Origin of the sequence: Deinococcus soli (ex Cha et al. 2016), from assembly GCF_001007995.1 — a bacterium.
Taxonomy (GTDB): domain Bacteria; phylum Deinococcota; class Deinococci; order Deinococcales; family Deinococcaceae; genus Deinococcus; species Deinococcus soli.
Window position 1 is genome coordinate 2,424,934 of record NZ_CP011389.1, and the last position, 18,537, is coordinate 2,443,470.

Genomic DNA, 18,537 nt, shown 5'->3' on the forward strand with positions numbered 1-18,537 from the left:
AGTCGCTGCACTTCCGTCAGCCGTTCACCATGCCTGCTCACTTCGCTCGGGGTGCAGGCACCCGGCAGGTGCTTACTTCACCAGGCCGAGTTTGCGCACTTCGTCGCGTTCCTCGGTCAGTTCCTGCGCTGTGGCGTCCATCTTGCCGCGGCTGAAGTCACTCACCGGGAGGCCCTGCACGATCTCGTACTTGCCGTTCTTGCAGGTCACGGGGAAGCCGTAGATCAGACCCTCGGGAATGCCGTAGCTGCCGTCGCTGGGAATGCCCATGCTGACCCACTCGCCCTCGGGCGTGCCCAGCGCCCAGTCGCGCATGTGGTCGATCGCGGCGCTCGCGGCGGACGCGGCGCTGCTCAGGCCGCGCGCCTCGATGATCGCTGCGCCACGCTTCGCCACGGTCGAGATGTACTGCTGCTCGTACCAGTCGCGGTCCACCTGATCCAGCGCAGGCTGACCGTCCACCGTCGCCTGACTCAGGTCGGGGTACTGGGTCGAGGAGTGGTTGCCCCAGATCGTCAGGTTCTTGATGCTGCTCACAGGCTTCCCGGTCTTCTCCGCCAGCTGGCTGATCGCGCGGTTGTGATCCAGACGCACCATCGCCGTGAACTGCTTCGCGTCCAGATCCGGCGCGTTCTGCTGCGCGATCAGCGCGTTCGTGTTCGCGGGGTTCCCCACCACGAGCACCTTCACGTCACGGCTCGCCACGGCGTTCAGCGCCTCACCCTGCGGCTTGAAGATCCCGCCGTTCGCGCCCAGCAGGTCCCCGCGCTCCATCCCCGCCTTCCGCGGCATGGCGCCCACCAGCAGCGCGTAATCCGCGTCCTTGAACGCCACCATCGGGTCATCGCTCGTCACGATGTCCGCCAGCAGCGGGAACGCGCAGTCACGCAGCTCCATCACGACGCCCTGAAGCGCCTTCAGCGCGGGCGTGATCTCCAGCAGCTGCAGAATGACCGGCTGGTCCTTACCGAGCATGTCGCCCGACGCGATGCGGAAAAGAAGGCTGTAGCCGATCTGGCCAGCGGCGCCGGTAACGGCAACGCGGACGGGTTGTTTGGTCGTCATGGGTATCCCTCCTGAGGATGGTTTTACGGCTCACGATAACGCGCGGCGGGACGCTTGAGGGAAAAGTTCCCCGGACGGGGACAGGGGGCTGTGCTTCCCGGCGTGTGGCCCCACCCCCAGCCCCCTCCGCAAGCGGCTCATACGAGTACCCCAGAGGGGCAGGGGGGGCAGGCGTTGCACGGGGCAAGAGTTTCTTTCGGCGCGGCGGAGGTGTATCGAGCGTTGACGGGTCCGGCCTCGACGCCATCCTTCGCCCCCCGCAAGGCCCGCGCGCTGCGCGCACGACGGCCGGTGGCGGTCCGCGGTCAGCTGTGGTGGGGGACGCTTCGCGCCGCTGATCTACTGTTCTCGCTTCGGCCGAAGTTGCTGTTCAAGGCTCCCCTTGAGGGGAGCTGTCAGCGCAGCTGACTGAGGGGTTCCCTGCGTAGCAGATGTGTTGCCCTTCCCGCTGCGCAGCAGCCTCCGTTCTAACTTCATACACCTCACTCCCCATTTCCCCTTACAGTGGCGCGTCGTCGGCGAAGTTCGGTTCGCGTTTTTCGCGGAGGCTGCTGAGGCCCTCGCGGACGTCGGGGCCGGTGAAGCCGAGGAATTCGAGGGCCAGGGAGGCGTCGAAGGTGGGTCCGGCCTGCCTGAGCCAGTTGTTCAGGGCGTATTTGGTCCAGCGGATGGCGGTGGGGCTGCCCTGGGCGAGTTGGTTGGCGACGGTCCAGGCGCGGTCCATGAGTTCGTCGTCGGGGACGGTGAGGCTGACCAGGCCGATGCGTTCGGCTTCGATGCCGCTCACCGGTTCGCCGGTCATGAGGTGGTATTTGGCCTTGTTCAGGCCGCACAGCAGGGGCCAGATGATCGCGGCGTGGTCTCCGGCGGCGACGCCCAGGCGGACGTGGCCGTCGAGGAGGCGGGCGGTGTGCGCGGTGATGCTCACGTCGGCCAGCAGCGCGACGGCAAGTCCGGCGCCGACGCAGGGGCCGTGGATGGCGCTGACGATGGGTTTGCTGCAGTTGATGACGTTGTACACGAGGTCGCGGGCTTCTTTCCAGACGCGGGTGAGGGCGGTGAAGTCGCTGCTCATCTCCTCGATCAGGGTGAAGTCCCCGCCAGAGGAGAAGCCGCGTCCCTCGCCGCGCACGAGGACGCAGCGGATGCCGGGCGTGTCGTCGATGTCGCGCCACACGCGGGTCAGGGCGCGGTGCGCGTCGGCGTTCACGCTGTTCAGGGTCTTGTCGCTGCGGATGACGACTTCCAGGATGCCGCTGTCGTGCAGCTGGAGGTTCAGTCCGGGGTACGCGCCGGGAGCGGTGAGCTGGGCTGTGTCCATGGGGGCAGGGTAGCGGGTGCGTGGGCGGGGGTGTCCGGCGGGGTGGGATGGGTGCACCTGAGGCGGGCCCGCACGGCAGTCACGTGCGGGCCCGCTTGAGATGAATGGTTTAGCCGTTGAGCTTGGCGGTCACTTCGACGAGGCGGCGCGCCTGGTGGGCGATGGTGGCGCGGTCCTCATCGTTCAGGGGCTGGCCGTTCGCGGTGACGCTGGCGCCGTATGGGTTGCCGCCGGACGCGAAGATGGCCTGGTCGGTGTAGCCGGGCGCGACGATGATCGAGCCCCAGTGCATGGCGGTGACGTACAGGGTCTGGAGGGTGGTTTCCTGGCCGCCGTTGGGGTTCTGGGCGCTGGTCATGGCGCTGAAGGTCTTGTTGGCGAGTTTCCCGGTCGCCCACAGGCCGCCGAGCGTGTCGATGAACGCGCGCACCTGGCTGGCGGCTCCGCCGAAGCGGGTGGGCGTGCTGAACAGGTACGCGTCGGCCCATTCGAGGTCGGCGGGGGTGGCGGTGGGCACGTCGGCGCTGCGTTCCTGCTGGGCCTTCCAGGCGTCCTGGGTATCGATGATGGCCTGCGGGGCGGTCTCGGGGACTTTCAGCACGCGGACCTCCGCACCGGCGGCGCGGGCGGCTTCGGCGGCGGCGTGGGCCATGGCGTGGTTGGTGCCGTAGGTGGAGTAGTAGACGATGGCCAGTTTGACGGGGGAGGACGTGGTCATGCATTCAGCATGCACCTGACCGGGCATTCACTCAATATTGAAATATTTGGACTGTATTGAGCGAATTCTCATTCAGGAAAGAGGAGGGGCACCCGGTAGTGCCGCTGTGTCGGGTGCCCCTCCGAGAAGATGGTCAGACGCGGATGGTCACGCGCGCGCCGTCGTCCTCCAGATGCACCGTGTCGATGAACCGCACCACGCGGGTCGCGTAGCCCATCACCAGCGTGTGCGTGCGCGCCCCACCGCCGAAGCGCCGCACGCCGCTGAGCAGCTCGCCGTACGTGATGCCGGTCGCGCTGAACACCATCTGCTTGCCCGGCGCGAGGTCATTGGTCTTGTAGACCCTGTGCTCGTCCACACCCATCGCCTTGAACCGCTCGCGCATGGCGTCGTCCTCCGCGATGAAGCGGCCCTGGATCTCCGCGCCCAGGCACTTCATGGCCGCCGCCGACAGCACCCCCTCGGGCGCGCCGCCCGACCCCATCAGCGCGTGCACGCCCGTGCCGCGCACGCCCACCTGCAGGCTGGCGACCACGTCCCCGTCCCCGATCAGCTTCACGCGCGCCCCGGCAGCCCGCACGCGGCGGATCAGGTCCGCGTGCCGCTCGCGGTCCAAGATGGTGATCATCAGGTCGTCCACGTCCCGTTCCAGGCTCTGCGCCAGCACGTTCAGGTTCGCCTCGACCGGCCAGTCCAAGTTCACCTTCCCGGCGGCGGGGGGCGGCACGACCAGCTTGTCCATGTAGCAGTCCGGCGCGTGCATCAGCCCGCCCCGCTCGGACAGGGCGATCACGGCCAGCCCGTTCGGCAGGCCCTTGGCGGTCACGCTGGTGCCCTCGACCGGGTCCACGGCGATGTCCACCTCGTACTGACCCTGCCCGACCTTCTCGCCGATGTACAGCATGGGGGCCTCGTCCATCTCGCCCTCGCCGATCACGACCGTGCCGCGGATATCCAGGCTGTTCAGCAGTTCACGCATGGCCTCGGTGCCCGCGCCGTCCACGGCGTTCTTGTCCCCCATGCCCATCCAGCGGCTGGCAGCCAGGGCGGCGCCCTCGGTCACCCGGGCGGTCTCCAGGACCAGGGCGTGCTCGAAGTGGTTGGTGTCCACGCGGCTCTCCGCGCCTTGCTTCCGCTTGACCGTCATGCCGTTAACGTAACACGGGGGCATGAAAAACCGTTTCCGGGAGCGGTTCCACGCAGTGATTGGTGTGTCACTCCCCGGGGGAATTCATGGTGCCCCAGGAGGCAGAGCGGCGCAGGCTGTGGGTTGGCTCAGCGCAGCACGCCCGCCCACACCAGCAGCAGCCACAGCACCACCGGGATCGCCAGCGAGCCCAGGGTCAATTTCAGCAGCCGCCACCAGTCATTCAGGAACTCCCTCACGCCCCCAGGGTAGCAGCCGCCCGCCCAGGCGACCGGGTGCCCCTTCACGCTGTCTTGCCTCAGCCGGACCCGCCACCCACGCACTCCGTACACTGGCGGGTATGACCCTCAGCCCCCTGGCCGGTAAACGCGCGCCGCAGAGCCTGCTGACGAACATCCCCCGACTGGTCGCCCACTACTACGAGACCCGCCCCGACCCGCGAGATCCCCTCCAGCGCGTGGCCTTCGGGACCAGCGGGCACCGCGGCACCAGCATCAGCGGCAGCTTCAACGAATCGCACATCCTGGCGGTCACGCAGGCCGTCGCCGAGCACCGCGCCGCCGCCGGCATCCGGGGGCCGCTGTTCATGGGCCTGGACACCCACGCGCTGTCCGAACCTGCCTGGATGACCGCGCTGCAGGTCCTCGTCGCCAACGGCGTGCAGGTGCGCGCGCAGGCAGGCGCGTTCACGCCCACGCCGCTGATCAGCCACGCGATCCTCGAACACAACCGCCCCGGCCGCGAGGGCAAACCCGACCACGACTGGGCCGACGGGATCGTCATCACGCCCAGCCACAACCCCCCGCAGGACGGCGGCTTCAAGTACAACCCCCCCTCGGGCGGTCCGGCCGACACTGACGTGACCGGCGCCGTGCAGGCCCGCGCGAACGCCATCCTGGAGAACGAACTGCGTGACGTGCAGCGCGTCTCGCTGGAGGACGCCCTGGCGGGCCTGACGGACTTCGACTTCATCACGCCCTACGTGTCGGGGCTGGGCACGGTCGTGAACCTCGACGCCATCCGCCAGAGCGGCGTGCGGATCGGCGTGGACCCGCTGGGCGGCAGCAGCCTCCCGGTGTGGCAGGCCGTCCAGGCGCAGCACGGCCTGAACCTGACGATCGTGAACGAGGACATCGACCCGCGCTTCGCGTTCATGAGCGTGGACCGCGACGGGAAGATCCGCATGGACTGCTCCAGCCCGTACGCCATGGCGGGCCTCTTGGCCCTGAAAGGCGACTTCGACGTGGCGATCGGCAACGACCCGGACGCCGACCGGCACGGCATCGTGACCCGCGCGGGCCTGATGAACCCCAACCACTACCTCGCGGTGATGATCGAGTACCTGTTCAGCCACCGCCCGGGCTGGCGCGAAGACGCCGCGATCGGCAAGACGCTGGTCAGCAGCGCCCTGATCGACCGGGTGGGCGCCGGGATCGGGCGGCGCGTCGTGGAGGTGCCGGTGGGCTTCAAGTACTTCGTGGAGGGCCTGCTGGACGGCTCCTTCGGCTTCGGGGGAGAGGAGAGCGCCGGGGCGAGCTTCCTGCGCCTGGACGGCACACCCTGGAGCACCGACAAGGACGGCCTGATCCCCGGGCTGCTGGCCGCCGAGATGACCGCCGTGACCGGCAAGACGCCCAGCGAACGCCTCGCGGACCTCACCGCGCGCTACGGCGAGACCGCCTACGACCGCCAGGACGCCCCGGCGGACGCCGCGCAGAAGAAGATCCTTTCAAACCTCAGCCCCGAGCAGGTCACCGCCACCACGCTGGGCGGCGACCCCATCACCGCGAAACTCACCCGTGCGCCCGGGAACGGCGCGGGCATCGGCGGGCTGAAGGTCACGACCGATCAGGCGTGGTTCGCCGCGCGCCCCAGCGGCACCGAGGACGTGTACAAGATCTACGCCGAGAGCTTCCGCGGCGCCGAGCACCTGAAACAGGTCATGGAGGAAGCCCGCGACGTCGTGAGTGCCGCCCTGACCGGGCACTGAACGCGTCCCCACTGCTCAGCCCCGCTGACCCGGCCAGCCTGCCGCCCCGACCACACCATGTCGGGGCGGCACCTTCATGTGCCGTCATGAAACTCATCCCATAGACTGGACGGTACTCACACAGCCGCAGCGCCGCCGCACCCCCAGGGGGCGGACGCGTCGCGCTCCGCGCCGCCTTCTCATGAGTGCAAATGCGAAAAATTCCGCACCCTGACGCAGGAATCAGTAAGTTTTATGTGAGTTCGTATTGCCTATGTTTGGATATCGAAACTCCGGGCACCGACCCTGCCCGCGTCCCACAGGAGGAACACCGATGGAACATGAGATGCTGCACCACAACTGGATGGGTTCATACATCCTCCTCTCGTACGCGATTGCCGTCGCCGCGTCCTACATGTCCCTGGAACTCGCCGGCCGCGCCGGTCGCGTCTTCAACAGCGCCTCCAGCCGCTTCTGGCTGATCGCGCAGGCCCTGGTCCTCGGCTACGGTATCTGGGCCATGCACTTCGTGGGCATGATGGCCTTCCAGGTGAACGCCGCCACCAGCCTGAACTACCCCATCACGATCCTGTCCGGCCTGATCGCCGTGGCCTTCGTGTACCCCGCCCTGCTCGTCCTGCACAGCGGCGCGTTCACCCTGCGGCGCCTGGCCATCGCGGGCGCCATCGCCGGCACCGGGATCGTCGCCATGCACTACAGCGGCATGGCCGCCTACCGCATGCCCGGGACCGAAGTCCAGATCAACGTCGTCGCGCTGATCGCCTCGATCATCATCGCCGTGGGCGCCAGCATGGCCGCGCTGTTCCTGTTCCACACCCTGACCAGCGACTGGGCGCGTCGCCAGACCAGGGCGCGGCTGAACCTCGTCAAGGCCGGCGCCGCCGCCGTCATGGGGGTCGCCATCACCGGCATGCACTACACCGGCATGGCCGCCCTGCAGTTCAAGGTCGTCGACGAGATGAAACTCGGTCTCGCCGCTGACGGCATCGACACGACCCTGCTCGCGCTGGTGATCGGCGTCGTGTCCTTCCTGCTGATGGGTCTGGCCCTCACCAGCGTGCTCATGGACGCCGGCCGCGGCGGTGACCTCGACGATCTCGACTTCGGCAGCGCCGCCGACTGACCCTGCCCGCGGGCCCCACCGGGCCCCGCGCCGACCCTCATCTGCCCCTCACGCCAGCGTCTGCTCGCGTATCCTCTGCACCCTGCGGCGCGCCCCCTCACGCGCGCCCGGAAAGGACACCCACCATGGCCCGAATCCTGATCGTTGATGACTCCCCCGCCGACCTGAAATTCATGGAAGCCGCCCTGAAAGGCACCACCCACAGCGTCACCGCCCTGAACGACCCCGCCCAGGTAGAAGCCGTGGCCGACCAGCTGCGCCCGGACCTGCTCCTCGTGGACGTCGTCATGCCCGGCCGCAACGGCTACGAGGTCGTGCGCGGCCTGCGCCGCCAGCCTGGCATGGAAGCCCTGAAGGTCGTGTTCGTGTCCAGCAAGGGCAACGAGACCGACGTGAAATGGGGCCTGCGTCAGGGCGCCGACGACTACATCGTCAAACCCTACACCCCCGAGCAGGTGCTCGGCGTCGTGAGCCGGCTGATCGGCTGATGCCCGACGCGCTGCTCGTCCGCGTGCAGGACACCCGCCTCGCGCTGCCCCTCTCGGGCGAGCAGACCATCGCGGAGGTCGGCCCGCTCGCACCCCTCCCCCACGGACAGCCGCTGCTGCGCGGCCTGACCACCCTGCAGGGCCGCGCCGTACCGCTGCTCGACCTCGCGCCGCTGCTCGGCCACCCCGCTGCCGCGCCCCAGCTGATGGTCCTGACCAGCCTCGAAGGTGAACGCGTTGCGCTACTCGTGGACGAGGTCTACGGCGTCAGCAGCCTGCCCACCCCACCCCCCGGCACGGCCCTGCTGCTTGATGTGCCCGGCGGTCCCCTCCTGAATCCAGCCGCCCTGGCCCGCGACCTGCGCGACCACCTCGGCTGACCCCACCCTACCCACCCCTCACCCGCTCCCCGTCCCGGAGGCTCACCCATGCAAGGAACCGTCCCCGTCAACCGCGCGCAGCGCCGCGCCAACCGCAACACCAACGCCCAGCGTGTCGGCTGGCTGGGACAGCTGCGCGTGGGTCAGAAACTCTCCCTGACCGCGTTCGCGTTCGCCATTCCCCTCACGGTGCTCGTCAGCACCCTGCTCGTGCAGCAGCAGAGCGACATCAGCTTCACGCAGCGTGAACTGAGCGGCCTGCAACAGTTCACGCCCCTGCGTGACATCAACGCCAACCTCGCGGGCTTCGTGACCACCGCGCTGCGCGGCGACCAGGCCGGCGCGCAGAAGGCCGCCGCCGCCGTGGACCGCGCCATCGACCAGCTCGAAGCGCAGGTCTCGCCGGAGTACCGCGAGCGCGTCCAGGCGCTGCGCCGCGACTGGAAGACCCTGCCCGACTCGATCGGCACGCAGCCCGACCTGGCCATCCTGCAGACGTACGCGCAGCTGCTCAACACCTACCAGCGCGACCTGAGCGAGGACCTGCTCACCCAGTCCGGCCTGATGCTTGACCCGGTCGCCGGGTCCTTCCACACCATGGAAGCCACCCTGCGCATCCTGCCGCGCCTCTCGACCGGCATGAGCCTCGCTGCACTCACCACGGAAGCCGGACGCCGTGAACCCGGCGACGACAGCGCCTACCTGAACGTGCTGCGCGACCTGAACGTCAGCCTGCAAGAAGCCCTGGCGTCCTACAACGCCAGCGTGGACCGCATCGTCCGGGCCGACCCTGATGGCGCCGAGGGCATGAGCGAGGCCGCGCAGAAACTCAGCGACGCTGTCACGCCCGCCCTGGCCGACCTGGGCGGCGCCATCGAGGCCGGCAACCTGAACGGTGTGGACCTCCAGGGCATCCAGAACGGCGCGCTGTTGCAGGTGGGCGCCGCGTTCAATACCGGCAGCGAGACCCTGGCCCGCCAGCTGCAACAGCGCGTGGAAGACACCCAGCGCGCCCGCCTGCTGTCCCTGATCGCGATTATTGCCGCGCTGGTCGTCGCCTTCACGCTGCTGATCCGCCTGTCGCGTGCCATCGTCAAACCCCTGGGCGAACTGACCCGCGCCAGCCGCGCGGTGTCCAGCGGGGACCTGAACGTCGTGGTGCCCGTCCAGACCCGCGACGAGCTGGGCTACATGGCCCATACCTTCAACAACGCCACGAACCAGCTGCGCGCCAACGAAGAGAAGAACACGGCAGAACGTGACGAGGCCGCCAAGCTCCAGAACAACATCGGGTCGTTCCTGGACGTCACCATGGACATCGCGGGCGGCGACCTGACCCGCCGCGGCGTCGTCACGGACGACGTGCTGGGGAACGTCGTGGACTCCATCAACCTGATGGTCGACGAGCTGGGGCAGGTGCTCGGGGAAGTGCAGAAGGCCTCGGTGTCCGTGACGGACGCCAGCCGCGACATGCTCTCCACCACCGACCAGATCGTGAAGGGCGCCGACACCACCACCCAGGAGACCCGCCGCGTGGCTGAACAGGTACGCGCCGTGACCGACGGCTTCCGCGAGATGGCCGAAGCCGCCCAGCAGAGCGCCGAATCCGCCCGCCAGGCACTGGAAGCCTCCCAGCAGGGCCGCGAGGCCGTGCTCGGGACGCTGGACGGCATGCAGAACATCCGCCGCGAGGTGCAGGGCGTGGCCCGGCGCATCAAGACCCTCGGGGAACGCTCGCTGGAAATTCAGGAAATCGTCGACACCATCTCCCGCCTGTCCAGCCAGACCAACCTGCTGGCACTGAACGCCTCCATCGAGGCGGCCGGTGCAGGCGCCGCCGGCAGCCGCTTCGCGATCGTGGCAGACGAAGTGCGTAAACTCGCGGACTCCTCCGCGCAGGCCACCGCGCGCATCGCCAGCCTGATCCGCACGGTGCAGCTGGAGATCACGGAAGTGGTCACCAGCGTGGAAGACAACACCCGCGAGGTGGAACAGGGCTACCGCGTCGCCGCCGTCGCCGGGGAACGCATCGAGCAGCTGGGTAAACTCGCCGCCGAATCCGCGCAGTTTGCCGAGCGCATCAATGCGGCCACCACCGAACAGGTGCGCAGCGTCGAACAGGTGAGCGAGGCCGTGCAGCAGATCGGTCAGGTCGCCGAGAACTCCAACGAGAGCGTCGAGCAGGGCCGCGCCGCCGCCCGCCGCCTGCAGCACCTCGCGCAGAACCTGCTGCAGAGCCTCTCGCGCTTCAAGATCCCCAGCTGAGCCATAAGGAGCCGATGTGACGTCCCTCACCTCCCCGGTCATGGACCCGGAACTGACCGCCACCTACCTGCAAGACGCCCGCAGCGTCGCCGCCGGACTGGAGGACGCCACCGTCGACCTGTGGGTCCCGGACGACCGCGCCCGCGCGATGGACAGCCTGTGGGTCCTCAGCCACCGCCTGCACGGCACCGCCGGCCTGTACGGCCACCCGCAGACCGCCGCGCTCGCCGCGCTGCTCGAACGCCTCATGGAGGGCCGCGCGCACCTGAACACCGACGCGGCCGTCCCGGTCCTCACCGAGATCCTCGAACGGGCCGGCACCTGCTTCGCGCAGGCCCTGAACCGCATCGAGCAGGGCAGCAGCGAGGGCGACGTGGGCCTGATGTTCGCCGACCTGGGCGGCCCCGCCCAGGTGACCGAACTGCTGCGCACTCAGCCGTTCGCGCTGCAGGCCCGGCAGGCGCGCAGCGAGACGCAGGAGGAACCGCCCTTCGCGGTCGTGAACGCCGCCATCTGGGAGGACTTCGGGCCCGAGGCGGCCGAACTGACCGCCACGCTGCGCGCCGGTCTGCACGCCGACACGCCCGACCTGACCGCCCTGTTCCGCGCCGCGCACACCCTGAAGGGCAGCAGCGCCATGGTGGGCCTCGCCGAGATGGCCGAGGTCGGGCACGCCATGGAAGACCTCCTGGGCGCCGCCCGCGAGGACGCCGTCACCCTGGACCGCGCCCTGCCACTGATCGACGACGGCCTGAACGTCGTGGACCTCGTACTCGCCCACGCCGAGGGTCAGGTCCGCGAGGCCCCGCAGGCCCGCATCCAGGCCTACCGCGCCGCCGTGAGTGCCCTGCTCAGCGGTCAGGACCCCACCACGCTGATCCCCGCCCCGGACGGCCAGGCGCCCGCCGCGCCCCTGCCCGAGGCGCGCCTGAGCGTCCGCGTGGACAGCGCCCGCCTGGACGGCATGCTCGACGACGTCGCCGGACTGGTCGCCGCGCGCGCCCGCCTGAACGGCCTGCTGCTGCGCCAGCAACAGGTCGCCCGCAGCCTCGACGCCGCGCACGAACGCGTGCAGCGCACCGTCCGTGACTTCGAGGAACGCTACCTGAACCCCAACCTGACCCCTGGCGGCGCCAGCGCCGGCGTGCCCCTGGACCGCATGCCCGGCCAGCCCCGACCCGGCGCGGCCGACCTGGGCCTGCAGGACCGCCTCGCGGACTTCGGCGCGCTGGAACTCGACAGTTACGACGACCTGAACATCCTCGCGCGCGCCGTCACCGAGCTGAGCGCCGACCTCGTGGAGGTCCGCGCGCAGACCGCGCAGGCCATCAGCGCCCTGGGCGACGAACTGACCGGCCTGGAAAAACTCACCCGTCAGCTGCGCGTGGAACTCAGCCGCGCCCGCCTCGTGCCCCTCGAACGCGTCACCGCGCCCCTGCACCGCTGGGCAGGCCGCCGCGACGACCTGAAACTGACCGTGCACGGCGAGGACAGCCTGATCGACGCGCAGTACGCCGCGCCGCTCGGGCAGGCGCTGCTGCACCTCCTGACGAACGCCGCCGTGCACGGCGCGCAGACCCCCGACGAGCGCGCCGCGCACGGCAAGCCCGCGCTGCTGCAGGTCGGCGTGGACGCCCACGTCGCCGACGGCCACCTGCACGTCACCGTGCGCGACGACGGGCGGGGCCTGAACTACGACGCGCTGCGCCAGCGCGCCCTGCAGTCCGGGCACCTCAGCGCCGGGGAACTGAACGCCATGACCGACGCGCAGACCGCGCAACTGGTGTTCCTGCCCGGCCTGAGCACCGCCGCGCAGGTCACGCAGGAAGCCGGGCGCGGCGTCGGCATGGACGCCGTGCGCGAGGCCATCACCCGCCTGGGCGGCCGCGTCAGCATCAGCAGCGTCCCCGGAGAGGGCACCGCCACCACCCTGCACGTCCCGGTCGCGCAGCAGATCGCCGACGTGCTCGTCCTGCGCGCCGGAACTGCCCGCGTCGCCGTGCTCGCCAGTCAGGTGCAGGGCATGACCGTCCTGGACGGCGACGCCCCGCACGGCAGCGTGGATCTCAGCGACCTGTGGGGCGAGGCGCCCGCCCAGACCCGCTACGTGGCCCGCCTGTCGGTCCCCGAAGCGGACGGCGGCACCCTGCACGTCATCGTGGACGAATTCCAGAGCATCGAGGAAATCGTGCTGCGCCCCGCCGGGAACCTCCTGAGCCCCCTGGAATACCTGAGCGGCATGACCACCCTGAACGACGAGCACGGCCAGGCGTACCCGGTCGCGGTCCTGAACCCGGCGGGCCTGCGCCGCGCCCGCGCAGCGCAGCGCACCGCGACCGCCGCCGCCACCCAGAGCGCCGGACGCATCCTGCTCGTCGACGACAGCCTCAGCGTGCGCCGCCACGTGGGCCGCAGCCTGGAACGCTTCGGGTACCAGGTCGCCACCGCCAGCGACGGCCAGGAAGCCCTGGAACGCCTGCTGGCCGGCGAACAGGCCGACCTGCTCCTGAGCGACCTGGAAATGCCGCGCATGAACGGCTTCGAGCTGCTGCGCGCCGTGCGCTCCAGCCCCGCCCACGCGCAGCTGCCCGTCGTGATCATGACCACCCGCGCCGGGGAGAAACACCAGCAGCTGGCCATGGAACTCGGCGCGAACGACTACCTCGCCAAACCCGCCGAGGAACGCCTGCTGCACCGCCGACTCGACGCCCTGATCGCCGCCGGGGTCCGCGCATGACCGCGGGCGACGGGGCCGCCTGCCTGGTGGTGTCCCCCCAGCTGTCGCGCGCCCTGTCGCACGCCGCGCTGATCGAAGCGGCCGGCTGGAGCGCCACCACCGCCGCCGGCGGCCTGCACGCCCTGACGCAGATCGAACGCGAGAAACCGTACCTCGTGACCATCGACCCGCTGCTCGAGGACCTCAGCCCCGCCGACCTGCACGAGATCCTGCGGGACGACCCGGCCACCGCCGAGACCATCGTCCTGATTCCCGGCGCGCAGCGGCCCACCCGCTACGGCGGCCCGTTCGACGTGACCGTCCCGGCCGGACTGACCGCGCCCGACGCGCTGGCCCTGGCGCTACAGATGCTGGGCGGCGCCACCCCACCCCGCTGGCACGACCCGGAGAGCGCCGCGCTGAGCGGCGACCTGAGCACCCTGCCCCTGACCGAGATTCTGCTGTGCGCGCAGGAACTGCAACTCTCTGGCCTGCTGCTGATCCACGCGGCGCAGCCCGCCCACGTGGTCCTGCGCCGCGGGGAGATCATCGACGCCGAATGCGGCGACCGCACCGCCCAGCAGGCCGTCACGCACCTACTCAGCAGCCGCCTGCCGGGCAACTTCCGCTTTCACCTCATGTCCCCGGACCCGCTCGGCGCGTACCCTCGTGGAGTCACGGTTCCCACTGCCCGCCTGCTCATGGAGGCAGCCGTGCACGAGGACCACGCCCAAGCCGCTCCGCCCCAATCCGCCCTGGAGGCCTCATGAACCCAGCTGACATCAACCCACCCATCACCGTTCTGGTCGTGGACGACTCCGTGAGCGTCCGCAAGGCCCTGGAACGCATCCTGGCCCCCCAGGGCTACCAGATCCGCATGGCCGACAGCGCCGAGAGCGCTCTGGAGAACCTCGAACCGCTGCCCGACCTGGTGCTGGCCGACATCCTGATGCCCGGCATGAGCGGCCTGGAACTCACGCGGATCATGGGTGACCGGGGCCTGAACGTCCCCGTGATGCTCATGAGCGGCATCGTGGACGAGGTCACGCAGCGCGACGCGCAGGCGGCCGGGGCGCGCGGCGTGCTGCGCAAACCCTTCACGCCCGCCGAACTGCTGCCCGCCATCGAACCGCAGGTCCTGGCGGCCCTGGACGCCCGCGCGCAGCGGGACGGCACCGCGCCCGCCGCCGCGCAGCCCACCCCCGTCACGCCCATGCCCGCAGCGGCCGCGCCCGCGACGCCGGTGCCGGTGGCGGCGCAGCCCGCGCCTGCCCCTGTCCAGCCCGGCGCGCAGCCCAGTGCCGCGCAGCCCGCTCCGTTCCAGCCTGCCCCCACCTTCACCCCCGCCCCGACCTACGCGCCGGCCGCGCACAGCGGCCCGCTGGCCGGACTGAACGCCGTGCCCGGTGTGCTGGGCGCCACGCTGTACGACGCAGACGGGGAACGCCAAGACCAGTTCGGCCCGGACCTGCCCGAGAGCTTCGCCATGTACGCCCGCTTCATGGTGACGGCCGCCGCCACCGCCAGCCACCACCTGAACCGCGGGGACCTGGGCAGCATCCTCCTCAGCTACGCCGGGCAGACCCTGCTGCTCAGCCCCCACCGCGACGGGCAGCTCGTCACGCTGCTTGCCAGCAGCGACGCCGCGCCCGCCGCGCAACGCTGGCAGGCCGCGCAACACAACTGAACCCGCCCCTGGTTGAGGGGTGCGTACACACCCTTCAGTCCAGGCGGAAGCGACTCGCAGAGCTGCCCCGCAGCATGGGAGCAGCGCGGGACACGCGGGAGGGGAATGGTCATGGGCCGTTCCCCTCCCACCCCATGAGGTCGGCCTGAGGTCGGCGGGCATGAAGGTTTGCCCGGGGGCAGTGCGCGCGGCACGCGCCCTAGACTGCCTGCATGACTTCCCGCACGCGGACCGACCGGCTGCGGCTTCGCAACGCCCTGTGGCAGCAGCTGCGGACCACCGAACCGGGCGCGGCCGGGTTCGAGCAGACCCTGGCGCGACTGGCTGACCTGACCGGCTGGGACCGCGCGCGCATCCTGGCTGGCCTGGGTCTGACCGAACCGGACCTGACGACACGGTCCCTGCCCGCCAGGAGGGGCGGATGAGCGCCGAGGTGGTGCCCTTCGACTGGGCGCGCATATTCCTGGGGGACACGCCGCCACTGTTCCTGCTGGAGATCATCTTCCGGACCACCGTGATCTTCGGGTGGCTGCTGCTGCTGCTGCGCTTTACCGGTAAGCGTGGACTGGCGCAGCTCAGCCCACTGGAACTGGCCATCGTGATCGGCCTGGGGTCCGCGGCGGGCGACCCGATGTTCTACCCGGAGGTGCCGCTGCTGCACGCCATGCTGGTCCTGGCAGTCGTGGTGAGCCTGCAGACCCTGCTGGCGCGGCTGGTGATCCGCAGCGAACGCGTGGAGACCTTCGTGGAGGGCGTCCCGGTGGAACTCGTGCGCGACGGCGTGCTCAGCGGCCGGGCGCTGGAGGCGTCGAACCTCAGCCGGGAGGACCTGTTCGAGCGCCTGAGGGCCCAGGGCGTGCGGCAGCTGGGCGAGGTCCAGCGGGCGTACTTCGAGCAGGACGGGAACCTGACGGTGTTCACGCACGCGCAGCACGCCCCGCCGGGGCTTCCGGTCGTGCCGCCCTGGGATCTGGAACCGCCCCGGGTCGTGCAGCCCGGCGAGCCCGTGCGCGGCCCGCTGGCTTGCCTGGGCTGCGGCACCACACGCGACCCGTCCGGTCAGCAGGACGCGGGCACCCTGAGCGCCTGCGGGTGCGGCAGCGACCGGTTCACGCCTGCCACGACCGACCCCCTGGCGCCCCCCACAACCGTCAGTGGGGCAGGCGGCGACGCGGACGACCGCGCTCCTGGCCAGGACGGTGGAGGACGCGGCCCACTGGCAGGCCTGGGCCCCGACTGATAGGGCTGCTGTCTGTCGCGGTGACCCCCGGAATCCCACCGGGCTGCCAGCCCCACGCCCGGAAGTTACTGCGCGCCCACTCCGCAGGGCAGCTCTCCGGGGCGCATCCGCCCGGATCGAGCGGCTGATGCACGCCCTGCACTCCGAGTCCGTCTGAGCGTGCAGGATCAGGGCGGGCCTGACCGCCGGTTCAGCCCTCGGTGGACGCGCCGGGTCGGGTCGTCCACACCGGGTCGGGTTCGATCTGCTCGGCGGGGGCCTTGCCGGGCTCCAGGCCGCTGCTGCTCGCCGTCTGGAGCGGCGTGACGCTCATGCCGGGCGCGCACTCGATCTGGCAGGACAGGCGCGCCTGCCCCAGCAGCCCCTTCTCGGTCAGCTTGTCGAACTCGGCGGCGGTCATGGCGTCCGGCTCGCCCTCCTGAAAACTGACCCGGCAGGTCGTGCAGCGCGCCACGCCCCCGCAGCGGTGCAGGACGTCCACGCCGCCCCGCTCCAGGGCCAGCACCAGCCGCTCCCCGGCGTTCGCCTGAATCTCCCCGAAGCCCTGCACCTGCACCGTCAGCTGTTGCGTCATGCCCCCCAGCATGCCACGCGGGGGCGGGCCGCTCACAGCGGTTTCCAGTTCCATGGAAGGGCCAACACCACGCCCTTCAATTCCACTTCCAACCGCTGGTGTTGTCAGGTGCCCGCTCCTGAATGCTGCTGTCAGCGGAACAGGGTGGGCATGGTGACCTCGCCGTCCAGCCACACGCGGCCCTTGCCGCGCCGCTTCCCGCGGATCAGGGCGGTGTCCGCGCGCGCCAGCAGCTGCCCCGCCGAGCCGCCCTGCCCCGGCTCGGCGAACGCCAGTCCGGCCGTGGCGTCCAGGTCGTGCGCCGTGCCGTCCACCACGACCGGTTGCCGCGCGATGGCCTGCAGCACGCCCTCGACCCGCAGGCGGATCTCCTCGCGGGAGGACGCCTGCACCAGCAGCGCGAACTCATCCCCGCCCAGGCGGCCCAGGGTGTCCCCGGCCCGCAGCGCCGTGAGCATCCGCGCCCCGACCGCGTGCAGCACCTCGTCGCCGGCGTGGTGCCCGAAGGTGTCGTTCACGCTCTTGAATCCGTCCAGGTCGAAGATCGCCACGGCCAGCAGGCCGCTCCCGCGCCGGGAGTCGTCCAGCTGCGCCAGGAAGCTCGCGCGGTTGGGCAGGCCGGTCAGCGGGTCCGTCGTCGCCTGCCGCTGCAGCGCCTCGATGGGGCGCGTGGCGCGTAGCACCAGCAGCCACGCCAGCAGGCTGCCCGCCAGGCTGATCAGCAGCACGAACGCCAGCGGGCGCGGCCGGGCCGGACCGGGGAAGTCGGCGGTGGGCGCATACACCCCGACCGTCCAGGTGACGCCGGGGTGCACCTCGAAGGGGCGCAGGACCACCCCGTACGACTCGCCGCCCACCCGGAACCAGTGCGTGCCGCTGCCGGGCGTCAGGCGGCTGCGGTCGTCGAGCAGCGCGCGCAGGGCCGGGTCGGCGACCTCGCGCAGCAGCGGCACGCGGCCCTCCACGGTGACCGGCCAGGCGCGGCTCGCGGCGATCGCGTGACCGCCCGCATCGGTCACGAACGCCCGGCCGCGCGCACTGACCCGCAGGCCCGTCAGGAACGACGCGAGCTGCCGCAGCTGCACGTCGGCACCGACGACCACGGTCCCGCCGGGGCTCATGGCGCTCGCGGCGACCGTCACGCCCGGCTGCTGCGACGAGGCGAACACGTACGGGTCGGTCCAGATGGTCTGACCGGGCCGCGCCTGCGCCTGCCGGTACCAGGGGCGGGTGCGGGGGTCGTAGTCGCTGGTGGCGCTGTCCTGACTGGTGGGCAGGCCGCGCGCGTCGTAGTGGGTGGTCGTGACGCGCCGTGCGGGCCGGACCTCGATCACGCGGGCGTAGCGGCCGGTGTCGCCGGGTCCGTCGCGGCGCAGGAACGTGAAGCGGCCGTCCGGGTGGCCGACCAGCATGCCGTTCAGCTGCGGGACGTTGTCCAGCAGAGCGTGGAAGTTCGTCAGGAGGCTGGACGGATCGTCGGCGCTGAGCAGGCCCGACTGCACGTTCGCGCGGTTCACCTGCACGATCTGCGCCGCCGAGCGGAGGTAGCCCTGCACGTTGTCGGACGTGACCCGCACGAGCTGTTCCAGCGCCCCCTGCGTCTGTGCGCGCTGCGCCCGCGCGCTGAGCTGCTGCTGCCCGATCAGCGCGACGAGCAGCGTCAGGCCCTGGGTGAGCAGCAGGGCCAGCAGCAGCCACACGCGCGTCTGCACCGGCAGGCGCGCGGCCTGCCGGGCCGAGACGGCGCGGGGGGCGGGGGGCGTGTGAGGTGGGGCGCGCAAAATCAGGTCAGTCTAGGCGCTGACCGGGTGTTCACCTATCCC

The 18,537-nt window shown here is 70.7% G+C and carries 16 protein-coding genes; 10 read left to right on the forward strand and 6 right to left on the reverse strand.

The features are described 5' to 3' along the window. Positions 1–72 precede the first annotated feature (72 nt). The 4 genes from SY84_RS11855 to glpX all read right to left on the reverse strand — a co-directional run bounded on the left by SY84_RS11855 (position 73) and on the right by glpX (position 4,251). Complete coding sequence (locus tag SY84_RS11855; protein WP_046844181.1) at positions 73–1,065, reverse strand: malate dehydrogenase; 993 nt, start codon at positions 1,063–1,065, stop codon at positions 73–75. A gap of 499 nt (positions 1,066–1,564) precedes the next feature. Further along, positions 1,565–2,386, reverse strand: coding sequence for an enoyl-CoA hydratase/isomerase family protein (locus SY84_RS11860; RefSeq protein ID WP_046844182.1), 822 nt, complete (start codon positions 2,384–2,386; stop codon positions 1,565–1,567). 109 nt (positions 2,387–2,495) lie between these two features. After that, a complete protein-coding gene (gene wrbA, locus SY84_RS11865; protein ID WP_046844183.1) occupies positions 2,496–3,104 on the reverse strand; it encodes an NAD(P)H:quinone oxidoreductase in 609 nt (202 codons plus the stop codon). A gap of 133 nt (positions 3,105–3,237) precedes the next feature. After that, positions 3,238–4,251, reverse strand: coding sequence for a class II fructose-bisphosphatase (gene glpX, locus SY84_RS11870; protein WP_046844184.1), 1,014 nt, complete (start codon positions 4,249–4,251; stop codon positions 3,238–3,240). 340 nt (positions 4,252–4,591) lie between these two features. On the opposite strand from glpX, the gene pgm reads away from it, so the two are divergent. From pgm to SY84_RS11920, 10 genes are all read left to right on the forward strand, one after another. After that, positions 4,592–6,241, forward strand: coding sequence for a phosphoglucomutase (alpha-D-glucose-1,6-bisphosphate-dependent) (gene pgm / locus SY84_RS11875; RefSeq protein ID WP_046844185.1), 1,650 nt, complete (start codon positions 4,592–4,594; stop codon positions 6,239–6,241). Positions 6,242–6,554: 313 nt separating this feature from the next. Next, complete coding sequence (locus tag SY84_RS11880) at positions 6,555–7,364, forward strand: MHYT domain-containing protein (RefSeq protein ID WP_046844186.1); 810 nt, start codon at positions 6,555–6,557, stop codon at positions 7,362–7,364. 125 nt (positions 7,365–7,489) lie between these two features. Next, positions 7,490–7,852, forward strand: coding sequence for a response regulator (locus SY84_RS11885; protein ID WP_046844187.1), 363 nt, complete (start codon positions 7,490–7,492; stop codon positions 7,850–7,852). Continuing rightward, the gene (locus tag SY84_RS11890) at positions 7,852–8,232 is read left to right on the forward strand and encodes a chemotaxis protein CheW (RefSeq protein ID WP_046844188.1); all 381 of its coding nucleotides are present in this window, start codon (positions 7,852–7,854) and stop codon (positions 8,230–8,232) included. The genes SY84_RS11885 and SY84_RS11890 overlap by 1 nt, the downstream gene beginning before the upstream one ends. A 48-nt stretch (positions 8,233–8,280) precedes the next feature. Continuing rightward, entirely contained in the window at positions 8,281–10,497 is a 2,217-nt protein-coding gene (locus tag SY84_RS15970; protein ID WP_052751142.1) for a methyl-accepting chemotaxis protein, read from the forward strand. A gap of 16 nt (positions 10,498–10,513) precedes the next feature. Then, a complete protein-coding gene (locus SY84_RS11900) occupies positions 10,514–13,234 on the forward strand; it encodes a hybrid sensor histidine kinase/response regulator (protein WP_157882974.1) in 2,721 nt (906 codons plus the stop codon). After that, a complete protein-coding gene (locus SY84_RS11905) occupies positions 13,231–13,983 on the forward strand; it encodes a DUF4388 domain-containing protein (protein WP_046844190.1) in 753 nt (250 codons plus the stop codon). Before SY84_RS11900 ends, SY84_RS11905 begins: the two co-directional genes overlap by 4 nt. After that, entirely contained in the window at positions 13,980–14,900 is a 921-nt protein-coding gene (locus tag SY84_RS15975; protein WP_052751143.1) for a response regulator, read from the forward strand. The genes SY84_RS11905 and SY84_RS15975 overlap by 4 nt, the downstream gene beginning before the upstream one ends. A gap of 212 nt (positions 14,901–15,112) precedes the next feature. Next, complete coding sequence (locus SY84_RS11915) at positions 15,113–15,325, forward strand: hypothetical protein (protein WP_046844191.1); 213 nt, start codon at positions 15,113–15,115, stop codon at positions 15,323–15,325. Further along, complete coding sequence (locus tag SY84_RS11920; protein WP_046844192.1) at positions 15,322–16,140, forward strand: DUF421 domain-containing protein; 819 nt, start codon at positions 15,322–15,324, stop codon at positions 16,138–16,140. Before SY84_RS11915 ends, SY84_RS11920 begins: the two co-directional genes overlap by 4 nt. Before the next feature lie 190 nt (positions 16,141–16,330). Here SY84_RS11920 and SY84_RS11925 read toward each other — a convergent pair whose 3' ends face one another. Next, positions 16,331–16,714, reverse strand: a complete 384-nt coding sequence (locus SY84_RS11925) for a 2Fe-2S iron-sulfur cluster-binding protein (RefSeq protein WP_046845187.1) — start codon at positions 16,712–16,714, stop codon at positions 16,331–16,333. Positions 16,715–16,845: 131 nt separating this feature from the next. Then, positions 16,846–18,495 carry a sensor domain-containing diguanylate cyclase gene (locus SY84_RS11930; protein WP_046844193.1) on the reverse strand — a complete coding sequence of 550 codons (1,650 nt, stop codon included), beginning with the start codon at positions 18,493–18,495 and terminating at the stop codon, positions 16,846–16,848. Positions 18,496–18,537: the final 42 nt, after the last annotated feature.